Origin of the sequence: Pedobacter sp. SG908, from assembly GCF_011759615.1 — a bacterium.
In the GTDB taxonomy this organism is placed as follows: Bacteria; Bacteroidota; Bacteroidia; order Sphingobacteriales; family Sphingobacteriaceae; genus Pedobacter; species Pedobacter riviphilus.
Map to the genome: position 1 here is coordinate 424,707 of NZ_JAAOYY010000002.1, position 12,525 is coordinate 437,231.

Genomic DNA, 12,525 nt, shown 5'->3' on the forward strand with positions numbered 1-12,525 from the left:
CAATAGTTCATTGGCCATTAATTGATTAATTTATCAACTATGGACTCCAGACCGAGAACTTCTGACTAAAATTAACTGTCAACTGAAAATTCATAACTGAAAACTTTAACTTGCGGTATCTAAGCTATATTGTATAATTTATGGACTCACGTAGAGAATTTCTAAAAAAAGCGGCCTTGTTTGCCGGAGCCACCGGCATGGCTAATACCTTGCCCAGTTCGGTGCTTAAAGCTATGGCCATTAACCCCGAGCCTGGCACTACATTTTACGATGCCGAGCATATTGTTTTCCTGATGCAGGAAAACAGGTCTTTCGACCACATGTTTGGTAAAATGAAGGGCGTGCGTGGATTTAACGATCCGCATCCGCATATTCAGCCCGATGGAAACAAAGTCTGGCTGCAAAAAGATGGTCAGGGATACACTTATGCCCCCTTTCATGTCGACATTAACAAAACAAAGATTACCTGGCAGGGTGGCTTGCCACACTCGTGGAACGACCAGGTAGCAGCGAGAAATGGTGGCCGTTACGATAAATGGTTGCCCGTTAAAACACCCATGACTTTGGCCTATTACGATCGGAATGATATTCCTTTCTATTATGCCATGGCCGATGCTTTTACCATTTGCGATCAGCATTTTTGCTCGTCGTTAACCGGAACAACACCAAATAGACTGTTCTTTTTTACAGGAACCGTTCGCGGAGAAAAAAGTGCAAACCGGGTTGCGGTAGTCAATAACGATCAGGCTGAATCGCAAAATAATGTGTTTGTAGATTGGCCAACCTTTCAGGAAACATTAGAAGACAATGGTATCGATTGGCGCATTTACCAAAATGAATTATGGACCTCCAAACTCCCAGAAGGTGAAATAGATGACTGGTTGGGTAATTATGGCGATAATCCTGTAGAATACATCAGCAGGCACAACGTTAAATTATCGGCTTATTTTAGAAAAAATGGCGACAATACCGTTAAACCAGCCTTAACCGCAAAAGAGGTTCAGGAGAAATACGATAAATTATCACAAAAGGAAAAAAACTTAATAGATAAAGCATTTACCACGAATATTTCTCAAAAAGATTATCTCGATCTTGAACCATTTACTTTTACAAATGACCAGGGGAAATCTGAAACGATTAATGTGCCTAAAGGCGATATTTTTCATCAGTTTAGAAAAGACGTAGACAGCGGAAAATTACCAACGGTTTCTTGGTTGGTTGCGCCCCAACGTTTTTCCGATCACACCAGCTCGCCATTGTATGGAACCTGGTATGTGAGCGAAGCCCTGGATATTTTAACCAAAAACCCTGAGGTTTGGAAAAAAACAATTTTTGTTTTAACCTACGATGAAAATGATGGGTATTTTGATCATCAGCCACCTTTCGTGGTACCAACCCCTGATGATTCAACCAGCGGAAAGGCGTCTGAAGGAATAAATTATGCCACCGATTTTGAATCAAGAAAAGGAAGTCCGATCGGTTTGGGCTATCGGGTTCCACTGGTTATTGCCTCACCTTGGAGCAAGGGTGGTTTTGTAAACTCGCAGGTTTTCGATCATACCTCATCGATTATGTTCATGGAGAAATGGCTCGCCAAGAAAACCGGTAAGGCTATAAAAAGCAATAACATCAGCGATTGGCGCAGAAATATATGTGGCGATTTAACTTCGGTTTTTAGGCCTTACAACGGCGAAGCCATCCAATCGCCCGATCCACTAAAAAGAGATGCGGTAGTAACCAGCATCGGCAATGCCAAAAATAAACCGGCCCAGGTAGGTCCAACAGCTTTGAATAAAACCGAAGTGGCCAAAATTAATAAGTTCGAGGCCTTTTCACGTGAAACATCAATCCATGCACCAAAGCAAGAGAATGGCACCAAACACGCATGTGCGCTTCCTTATCATTTAACGGTTGATGCAAATCTGGTTAACAATGAGATCGCACTAACTTTTCAATCGGCAAAAACTTTGTTTGGTAGCGAAATAGAAACCGTCGGTGCGCCTTTCAACATGAATACCATTGCCAAATTTAAGGGAGTTGCAGGCAAAACATGGGCCTATGCGGTAAAAGCGGGCGATGTGTTAAAAGACAGCATCAAACTGGATGATTTTGATAACGAAGTTTATGATCTAATAGTAAGTGGTCCGAATGGTTTTTACAGGCATTTCGTGGGCAGCAAAGAAAATCCTTCTGTTGTTGTAAAAGTATACCCAGAGCAGGGCGGTTTGGTAAGCAAAAAACTTACAGGTGCCCTGGTTTTTGCTATTGAAAACAAAGGCGCCAGCTTGGTTACGCTTCAAATTGTAGATAATAAATACAAATCGGGAAGTAGAACCGTAACAATCAAGCCAAAATCGAGTGCAAATATTTCGTTTAATCTGGCTAAAAATGCGAATTGGTACGATTTCAGTATTGTACAGGCAGGAAATACCACATTTAAACACCGTTATGCAGGTAAAATAGAAACTGGGGAAATTACCCAAACAGATCCATACATGGGTAACGCATCATAAATATCCCCCAAAAAGGGGGATGGCTTTTGAAAGAAATTATGCTTATTTTGTATTATATGTGCAGTAAACTGTCTATAATCAGGATAAACTTCCTAGTTTCTTTCATTTTGCTTTTTAGCTTGAAGCTATCGGCTCAAAGCTATAATTTTACCAATTATAGCTTGAAAGACGGCTTGCCACAATCGCAGGTAATGGTAATTTATCAAGCAAAAGACAGAACACTTTGGCTTGGCACTTTGGGTGGGGTAAGTAATTTCGATGGTAGGGAATTTATCTCATACAGCAAAGCTGATGGATTGGGATCTAACTCCGTAAACTGCATTGCAGAAGATAACCAGGGCCAAATGCTTTTTGGTACCGAAACAGGTATCAGCATCCTTAAACGTGGAAAAATAAGCACCCTGTTTTCGGGCAAAGGAGTCAGCCATCTGCTTAAAGACAAGCAGGGAATTGTTTGGGGAATTAGTGGTCATAAGCTTTTCAAAATTGAAAAGGATAAAGTTGTATTTTATTCCATTTCCGATAAAAATATTCATACCATAAACAGTGATAGCGCTGGAAACCTATACGCGGTTGTGTCAGAAAAGGGGATTTATCAATTAAAAAACAACAATTGGATAATTTACCAGGAGTTACCTCCAGCCATCAATACTTTATCTATCGGGAAAATTTTATTTGACAAAACCGTAAAGAATAAGGCTTATCTCTTAACCTCTCGTAGCGGAATTTATGTACTGGAGAATGGCATAGTTAAACCATTTTTTAAAAAAGAAGGCATTGATACCTATTATTCAATCGAACAGGATAATCGTGGAAATATGTGGGTAGGCTTTGAAAAAGGGGCTTACTTTATTAACAAAAACGGTTCGATCCTTAATTTTAACGGAGATAACGGATTGAGCGATAATCAGGTTAACGAAATATTTAGCGATGCTGAAAACAATATCTGGATATCTTGCTTTAGTGACGGTATTTATAAATATGAAGGTGATGCTTTTATTCGCTATAATAGGTTTAAGGGTAAGAACCTGGCTTATCCAATAAGCGGAATCGCAGCAGATAAAAATGACAACCTCTGGTTTGGTACTTTTAACAAAGGTGTTTTTAAGTATGATGGTAAAGATGTACTAAATGTTGATATCCCTGCTTTTAAGGATAAAAAAATCTACTTTGTTTATGCCGATAAAGCAAAAAATATTTGGTTTTCTACCTATGGTAAAGGCATTTGGAAATACGATGGGCAGAAATTTAGCCAGGTATTAAAGCCAGATCGGTTTGATAACAGCTCGATAGCCGAAGATGAGGAAGGAGGGATCTGGATAAACGGGCTCATGTCATCAACTTATCTAAAAGATGGGAAAACTGAACGAATAAGCGGATTTGATGGTTACTTATCTTGTGTTTACCCTTTGAGCAAGGATAGCGTGTTGCTTGGCACCTCAAATGGTATTACACTGATTAAAAATAGAAAGATAGATAAAACATTTCATATTAAATCCCTAGGCAATGTTTTCGTACTGAGCATTATAAGGCATGAAGATAACTTAATTTTTGCTACGCTTGGCGACGGGATTATCACCTGGAATTTAAAAACGAAAGCTATTAAACGTTATGTTGTTGCCGACGGGTTGAACTCAAATGATATTTATAGCCTTGCAACCGACAAGAATAATAATTTATGGGCCGGAACAGGGCGAGGGATTAACAAACTTACTTTTAATCGGCAGCAACAATTTTATGAAGTTTTTAGGGATCACCCGCTAATTGTAGAGTGTAACCAAAACGCTATTATCAATTATAAAAACAGCATATTGGTGGGCACTATAAATGGCCTCATTCAATGTAAAACCAATGCGCTTGCAGAGGACAAAAAAAATCCTTTTATCCATATTCAACAGGTAAGTGTTTTTCATAAAAATGATCGGGCAAAAGATCTTTCAATCGATCTGAACGGAAAAGGAGATAAATTTTATAAACTTGACTACAGTCAAAACCACATTTCGATAAGTTTTAAAGGGGTTTACCTCACCAATCCCGAAAGCGTGCTTTATCGTTACAAACTGGTTGGGATAGATAACGATTTCAGCAAACCTGTACCCAACACGGAGATCGAATATTCGACCATAAGGCCAGGTAGTTATACTTTCCAGGTTTATGCTATTGCGAATGGCCAGCAATCAAATATCGAGCAGTTTAGCTTTACCATTGTGTCGCCGTATTACGATACCGTCATATTTAAGGTTATCGCATTTCTGGTACTTATATTTCTGATCTGGCTTATCTTTTACCTCATTTTTAAAACCAGGGAAAGGAAAAAACATCAGTTTGAAAAGTTAAAGTTAAAAGAACAGGAAAAAATCCGTAAGCAAACGGCGGAAGATTTTCACGATGATATTGGTAATAAACTAACCAGGATTAATGTTTTGTCTGAAATTTTGGATAAAAAAGTTGCCGGGACAGAAAAAGAGCAAAAAGAACTGATTAGGTTAATCAGAGAGAATGCCGGTTTGCTATATACCGGAACAAAAGATATTCTTTGGGCGCTTGATCCACATAGCGATAACCTTTTTGAGATTTTGGTGCACATTAAAAATTTTGGTATAGATCTTTTCCAAAATACAGGCGTTACGTTCAAAATGGAAGGGGTATTAAGTAAATACCAAAAACTACAGCTGTCGATGGAGTTTAACCGAAACCTCACGTTAATTTTTAAGGAAATGCTCAACAATGTATTAAAGCATGCCAAGGCAAGCCAGGTGTTGATTATGGTTATAGAAACCGATCATGATACAGTAAACATTTTAACAACAGACGATGGCGAAGGTTTTGATATTGAAACGGTACAAAAAGGAAGAGGACTAAACAATATTCAAACGCGCTGCAAACGTATAAAATCGACTTTTCAAATTTCTTCAATTCGGGGAAAAGGCACCACTACAACAATTTCCACCAGAATTCCTGTTACAAAATAGCACTAAAACCGTCTTAATTAAAAACCAAACACAAAATGAGCCAGAATTTACGAATTGTTCTAATCGAAGATGACGATGTTTTACGAATGGGGTATGAATCGTTATTAAGCGATGTTGAAGATTTTGTGGTGGTAAATGCTTATGCATCATACGATTTGGCCAAGAAACACTTAGAGACCGATTACCCTGACGTGATTTTGCTTGATATCCAGATGCCAGGCACCAATGGATTGCAGGCCTTGCCTTTTATCAAAAAAACCTTACCCAACACGAATATTATTATTCTCACTGTTTTCGATTCGCCCGAATTGGTTTTCGAAGCCCTAACCATGGGGGCAGGTGGTTATCTTACCAAAAATTCGAGTGCCTCAAAAATTATAGACGCCGTAAGAGAAGTGAGTACTGGTGGAGGGGCCATGAGCACAAATGTTGCGCGCATTGTAATGCATTCTTTTCAAAAAAACCTGAACTCTCCCTTAACTAAACGCGAAACCGAAATATTAGATCGGATTGCAAACGGACAAACAAAATCTCAAATCGCAAACGATCTCTTTATTGATCCGGAAACGGTGAGAAGCCATGTGAAAAATATTTACATCAAACTTGATGTAAACTCCAAGGCAGAAGCGATTAAAACAGCCAAAGAAAAGCGCTTTATTTAATCTATAGCGGTATTCTGCTAAAAAAAATGCGAAAATCACCCTTTTTGGGTGATCCTTTGGGTTCAATTTCAGTTTAATTTTACATCATACAATTAAACAAGGCAATGAACCAATCTGTAAAATTCTTTTATGTGCAAGTAACGCAACTAAATGATGCAGATGCATTTTATGCCAACTGTTTAGGGATGCCTACAGAATCAACAATGATTTCTGAAAAGGAAAAAGGAATAATGGTTAAGGCAGATCATGAGACCAGTATTTTCCTGTCGGAACAAAAGCATCAAAACCAGACCAATAAAATTGTATTAACCAGCGATGACTGTTTAGAAGATTATTGCAGGCTAAAATCGAGAGGGGTTATTTTTAAAAATAGGCCGGTTTACCTAAGTGAAGGTTTAAGTATCGAATTTTCTGATCCTTATGGTAATCATTTTATCATATTGGAACAGCGTAACTACAATGAGGATTAATGTGATGAGGTACGTAAAAGAGTTAAGCAATAGGAATAAAATTATAAGCGAAAGCACCTGTGAAGCCATATACGAGCAACAGAACGATGCTTATACCATTAAATTTGTTTTTAACGGAACCGAAGATTGCGAAATTAACAAGCGTAAGTTTAGCATTTACCCCGATACTTTTGCGGTAGTAAACGCGGGAACAAATTTTAGCAGCAAAATAGACTCAATAAGTCCTGTAAATACATTTTCTGTTTCTTTTGGCGAAAATTTTATTAAAGATTTTTATCATACTTTTTCGAGTAGCAACGAAAGTTTACTGGCCGGAAAAGAAGTACAGGAAACACCTTCGTTTATCGAATCACTTTATCCGTTTTCTGGCGATATGCGTTTTAACGTATTGCATTTAAAAAGCCAGCTCGATAAAGGTTTGAAAGATGAAATGCTGATTAATGAATATCTGTACCACTGCCTTTTAAATTATTATAAAATTTACGATAAAGAGGTGATCCAGAAATTAGATAAACTCAGCTTTATCAAAGCGAAAACCCGCGAGGAGGTTTTAAAAAGATTAACACTTGCTAAAGAATACATTAGCAGCAATTACAATCAAAATATAACATTAGAAAATATTGCCGAACAGGCATGTTTATCGGTTAACCATTTGCTAAGAACATTTAAAGAAGCATATGAAATTAGCCCATACCAATTTTTGGTACACTTAAGATTAAACAGAGCTAAAAAACTATTGCAAACCACCACTTATTCCTTAAATGAGATAGTAGGTTTAGTAGGGTTTGAATGCCCAAGCTCATTTATCAGGTTATTTAAACACACGTTCAATATTACCCCTCTAAAATATAGAAAGAGTAGGTTGAACTAATTATAAATAGTGATTTCTGCATATTTTGAATGTTAGGATGAAACTATTTTTGAAGCTCTTGCAGGACAATTTGTAGAAGTTTTTTCCTGTTTAGGTTAATAATGATTAAAAAAGCAAACTGCCAGGATTGGGGTTTGCTTTTTTGCGTTTAAAGCCCCTTCTGTACAGAATGGTGATTTTCGCACATTTTCAGATTTTCACAGCACCTAAATTGCTTATTGATTTGGTTTCGTGCTCATCTGCTAAAAACCTGTTGAACTAATTAATTACTAACTATTTATTCCCAAACATGAAACAAAAATTACTATTGATTTTAATGGTGGCGGTTTTGTCTTATTTTGATGCCCTGGCGCAAAATAGAACAATTACCGGAAAAGTGGTTGATGCGGATGATGGCTTGCCATTGCCAGGCGTATCCATAAAGATAAAAGGAACCACACAACTAACTCAAACCACTGGGCAAGGAACCTTTTCAATTTCGGTACCAGCAAATGCACAGAGTTTAGTGTTGAGCTATGTTGGTTACACTGAGCAGGAAGTAAAAATAACAGGCGAAACGCTAAATATTCGCATGGTTTCATCTTCTAAAAACCTGCAGGATGTAATGATTATCGGTTATGGAACCATTAAGAAGGAAAACTTTACAGGTTCTGCAGCTGTGATTGATGACGATGTTTTTAAAGATCGTCCAGTTACTTCTTTTGAGAAAGCCCTACAAGGAGCTGCTGCTGGTGTGCAGGTTACCAGTGTATCTGGTCAGCCAGGTGCAACTTCTACTGTTAGGATTCGTGGAGTAGGTTCTTTTACCGCTTCAAGTACCCCGCTTTATGTGGTTGATGGAATTGCCATTACCAATGGCGATTTAAGCTCGGTTGCACAAACTTCTGATGTACTTTCTTCAATAAATCCCAACGATATTGCTTCGGTAACAGTATTAAAAGATGCGACCGCTGCAGCTATTTATGGTTCTAGGGCAGCAAATGGTGTGGTATTGATCACAACAAAGCAAGGAAAAGCCGGCAAAACTAAATTGAATTTAAGCTCTAGCACCGGATATTCTTACCAGGCAGTAGATAAGCATAAGGTAATGGATGCCACACAATATTACAAAACATTTTGGGATGTTTATTATGCACAGCGTTTGGCAGCGGGTTTAGCTCCTGATGCTGCGGCTACTGCAGCAAATGGATTAACCAATGCTAAATTAGTTGTAAATCCATACAACACGGCTAATCCTTACGCAGCAAATGGAGTATTGGCTAATGGAGCATCATTGCTTTACGATACCGATTGGCGTGATGAAGTATTGCGCAGAGGCGTAACTAAAAATATCGATTTATCAGCTAGTGGTGGTAATGATAGAAGTAAATTCTTTGTTTCGGGTGGTTACTTTGAGCAAAATGGCATTGTAATTCGCTCAGATTTTAAACGCTATTCAGGCAAGTTTAACTTTAATACCGATGTTACCGATTTCTTAAAAGTGGGCATTAACAACAGTTTAACCCGCACCGAGCAAAATACCCCGGCCGGAAGTACTGGTTCTGATAACCCGGTAAACTTTGCCGATCAAACAGCCAATATTTATCCCTTATATGTACGTGATGCCAACGGAAACGTAGTGTATGATGCAACCGGAAACCCTGTCTATAACTACATTAACCCTGTTACACCAGATTTTAACCCGGTTGGTTTATCTAAACTGAATGAATACAATACCATAACCAACAGGGTTATCACCAGCCCTTATGCCGAGGTTCGGTTTTTAAAAGATTTTGTTGCTAAAAGTATGGTGGGAATTGATTATATCAACAACCGCGAACGCCAGTTCTACAACATGGAGCATGGCGATGGTGTGAGTGTAAAAGGACGCGCATACCGTTATTCGAAAGAGGATGTTACTGTAACGTTTCAAAATACTTTAACCTACAACAAAACTTTCAATCAGCATAATTTCGATGTTTTATTAGGCCAAGAAGCATACCGTTCAAAACGTGATTTTAACTATTCCCAGGTTACAGGATTCCCTTTCCCAGGGACTAATGAGCAAATTGCTGCATCAACACCATCAACAGTACAATCTTATTATACCCAACAAAGGTTTGCCTCGTATTTTTCGCGTTTGCAATATAACTACGCAGGTAAGTATTATCTATCTGGAAGTTTAAGAAGAGACGGTTCATCTGTTTTTGGAAATGACAATAAATACGGTACATTTTATTCTGTTGGTGGCGGATGGCGCATCGGCAGAGAGAATTTCTTAAAAGATGTAAACTGGATTGATGAATTAAAATTAAGAGCCAGTTATGGTACTTCAGGTAACGACAGAATTGATCGTTATGCGGCCCAGGGTTTATATGGCTTGGGTAAAAACTACGAAGGACAATCGGGCATTAACTATGTTCAGCTCGAAAATGTAAACCTGAAATGGGAGCAGAATTCAACTTTAGATATTGGTGTGGAGTTCGCTTTCCTGAAAGGGAAAATTAGCGGTGAAGCCTCATATTATAAAAGAGGGTCTAAAGGCTTATTGTTTGATCAGCCTCTTACAAGGTTAACCGGCTTTGATAATTTGACTACAAACCTTGCCTCGATGGATAATTATGGTGTAGAGATTTTATTAAACGGAAACCCGGTTAAAACCAAAGATTTCGATTGGAACATCTCTTTTAATATTACTTCGAATAGAAACAAAATCAATGCAATGACCCAAAATGAAGTAATTGATGGTACTAAAAGATGGAAAGTAGGAGCTGACAGATACCAATGGTATTTACGTGATTATGCAGGAGTTGATCCGGCAGATGGCCGACCAATGTGGTATACCGACGAAATTGTAAATGGTCAGGCTACAGGGAACAGAATTACCACAAAAAACTGGTCAACTGCAACACGTTATGATGGTTTAGGTTCTTCGCTACCAAAATTCACAGGAGGTTTTAACAACACCTTTAGATATAGGGAATTTGATTTAAGCGTATTCACTTATTTTTCTACCGGAGCTAAAATTTACGATACCTTATATGGTAACCTGATGCATAGTGGGGGGGCTGTTGGTAAGCAATTATCAATAGATAATTATAACAGCTGGCAAAAACCAGGTGACATAACCGATGTACCCCGCTTTGTAATCAATAATACTGATTTAGGAAATAACCAATCAACCCGTTTCTTATACGATGGATCGTTTATGCGTGTTAAAAATATCGCATTGGGCTATTCATTAAAGAAAAATTGGTTAGAAACGGTTCATTTGTCGAATGTTAGGGTGTATTTAATGGCTGAAAATCCATTTACATGGGCTAAACATAAAGGTATGGATCCTGAATCGGCCCTTACCGGTTTAACTGATAACGATATTCCAAATGTTAAAACATTTACGTTAGGTCTTAATGTTGGATTTTAATTGATAAAGTAATGAAAAAGATAAAAACATATAAAACCGTCATATATACCGGAGTAATGTTTCTTCTTGTTGGGGCAACATCCTGCAAGAAAGAATTTTTACAGGTAACCCCAACACAACAAATAAATGCTAAAGATGCTTTTTCGTCAGGAGCAAAAATACAGGCAGCCATGACTGGTATTTACGATCTTACTACCTTTTCGGGTTATACTAATAATATGATATTAAGTGCCGATGTTAAGGGTAACGATGTAATGGTTGTAAGCGGTGCCGGAAACTATAACCGTTTTGTAGCACAATATCAGTTTGTAGAAACAGTAAACAACGGCGATGCCTATGCCTGGTGGCAATACAGTTATAAAGTGATTTCAAATGCAAACCAGTTTGTGGTGAACATTCCGGAGGCGCCTATCAGCGATGCCTTAAAAACAGAATATCTGGCCGAAGCACGAGCGTTAAGAGCTTACACGTATTTCTGGTTAGTACGTTGGTTTTCACAGCCTTATGCTGTAAATCCTGAAGCGCTTGGTGTACCTATTTTAAGAAAACCTTTAGGGCCAGATGAAACATCACCTGCCAGGGATAAAGTAAAAGATGTGTATGCTTTTATTATTGATGATTTGAAATATGCGGAAACAAACTTACCAACAACAGGCAGAACCAGTATTTATAGAATGAGTGTTCCTACTATACAAGGTATGTTAGCTCGTGTTTATTTAAACATGGGCAATTGGGCCGAAGCTAGCCGCTACGCTAAGTTAGCACGTGCAGCAAAGCCATTAAGTACAGCCGCCGCATTGTTAACAGGCTTTAATAACCCAACCTCTGAGTGGATTTACGCCATTAATGTAAGAACAGATGATAACCAGGGTTTCCTTGCAGTATCATCATTTTACGACCCTTACGATTCAGGTTACTCAAGCTTTAGGGTTACTGATGATTTCTTTAATTCTTTTGCCGCAAACGATGAGCGTAAAAAACAGTTCCTGGTTAAAAACAGTCCAACTGCTGCTGCCAGTACCGGCGCTTACAGAAGAAGAGGAGAGGGATATCTGATCAATAAGTTCGACTTTACAACTACGCCTGCTAATAATCAGGTGCTAATTCGCTCTTCAGAGATGTATTTAATTGAGGCAGAAGCAGAAGCAAGATTGGGTAATGAACCAGCAGCTAAACAAGCTTTATTGGCTATACAGCAACGCGCTGGTGTAGCTACTGTTGTTTCAGCAAACACAGGTAATGCTTTAATTGAAGAAATACTGTTGGAGCGTAATAAAGAGTTGTATGGCGAAGGACATAAGTTTTTCGATTTGTTACGTACTAAAAAAGGTGTGGACAGAACCGGTTCTACAGTACACTGGAAAATCGTAAACTTCCCATCTGGTGATAATAGGTTGGTTTCTCCGATTCCTCAGTTAGAACTGGATGCCAATCCGGTATTAAAACCTCAGCAAAACCCGGGTTATTAATCCATTTTTTCGCTGAATTGAATTCAGTTCACAGCCCTTTCCAAAACCAATTGGAAAGGGCTTTTTAATGCAATATCACATTTTAGTTACCTCATCATTATGGTGTTATCGGCATATTATTTTTATCAGTTCCGGCCGACCTTTAATAAAAAAACACAGATAGTT

The 12,525-nt window shown here is 38.3% G+C and carries 7 protein-coding genes; all 7 read left to right on the forward strand.

Features of this window, described 5'->3' with window-relative positions; translation table 11 throughout:
* Window positions 1-140: 140 nt before the first annotated feature.
* The 7 genes from FHT21_RS16765 to FHT21_RS16795 all read left to right on the forward strand — a co-directional run bounded on the left by FHT21_RS16765 (window position 141) and on the right by FHT21_RS16795 (window position 12,360).
* Window positions 141-2,513, forward strand: a complete 2,373-nt coding sequence (locus tag FHT21_RS16765; protein WP_167295916.1) for a phospholipase C, phosphocholine-specific — start codon at window positions 141-143, stop codon at window positions 2,511-2,513.
* Between the two features lie 119 nt (window positions 2,514-2,632).
* Window positions 2,633-5,485 (forward strand): sensor histidine kinase, encoded by a 2,853-nt coding sequence (locus FHT21_RS16770; protein WP_167295917.1) that lies wholly within the window; start codon window positions 2,633-2,635, stop codon window positions 5,483-5,485.
* 35 nt (window positions 5,486-5,520) lie between these two features.
* Window positions 5,521-6,147, forward strand: coding sequence for a response regulator transcription factor (locus FHT21_RS16775; RefSeq protein WP_167295918.1), 627 nt, complete (start codon window positions 5,521-5,523; stop codon window positions 6,145-6,147).
* Window positions 6,148-6,251: 104 nt separating this feature from the next.
* Entirely contained in the window at window positions 6,252-6,617 is a 366-nt protein-coding gene (locus tag FHT21_RS16780) for a VOC family protein (RefSeq protein ID WP_167295919.1), read from the forward strand.
* 4 nt (window positions 6,618-6,621) lie between these two features.
* A complete protein-coding gene (locus FHT21_RS16785) occupies window positions 6,622-7,488 on the forward strand; it encodes an AraC family transcriptional regulator (RefSeq protein ID WP_167295920.1) in 867 nt (288 codons plus the stop codon).
* Between the two features lie 289 nt (window positions 7,489-7,777).
* Window positions 7,778-10,891, forward strand: coding sequence for a TonB-dependent receptor (locus FHT21_RS16790; RefSeq protein ID WP_167295921.1), 3,114 nt, complete (start codon window positions 7,778-7,780; stop codon window positions 10,889-10,891).
* A gap of 11 nt (window positions 10,892-10,902) precedes the next feature.
* A complete protein-coding gene (locus FHT21_RS16795) occupies window positions 10,903-12,360 on the forward strand; it encodes a RagB/SusD family nutrient uptake outer membrane protein (protein WP_167295922.1) in 1,458 nt (485 codons plus the stop codon).
* The last annotated feature ends 165 nt before the right edge of the window (window positions 12,361-12,525 follow it).

Coding starts and splice junctions, on each gene's coding strand:
- FHT21_RS16765 (WP_167295916.1), top strand. CDS start 141: ATGGACTCACGTAGAGAATTTCTAAAAAAAGCGGCCTTGTTTGCCGGA.
- FHT21_RS16775 (WP_167295918.1), top strand. CDS start 5,521: ATGAGCCAGAATTTACGAATTGTTCTAATCGAAGATGACGATGTTTTA.
- FHT21_RS16780 (WP_167295919.1), top strand. CDS start 6,252: ATGAACCAATCTGTAAAATTCTTTTATGTGCAAGTAACGCAACTAAAT.
- FHT21_RS16785 (WP_167295920.1), top strand. CDS start 6,622: ATGAGGTACGTAAAAGAGTTAAGCAATAGGAATAAAATTATAAGCGAA.
- FHT21_RS16790 (WP_167295921.1), top strand. CDS start 7,778: ATGAAACAAAAATTACTATTGATTTTAATGGTGGCGGTTTTGTCTTAT.
- FHT21_RS16795 (WP_167295922.1), top strand. CDS start 10,903: ATGAAAAAGATAAAAACATATAAAACCGTCATATATACCGGAGTAATG.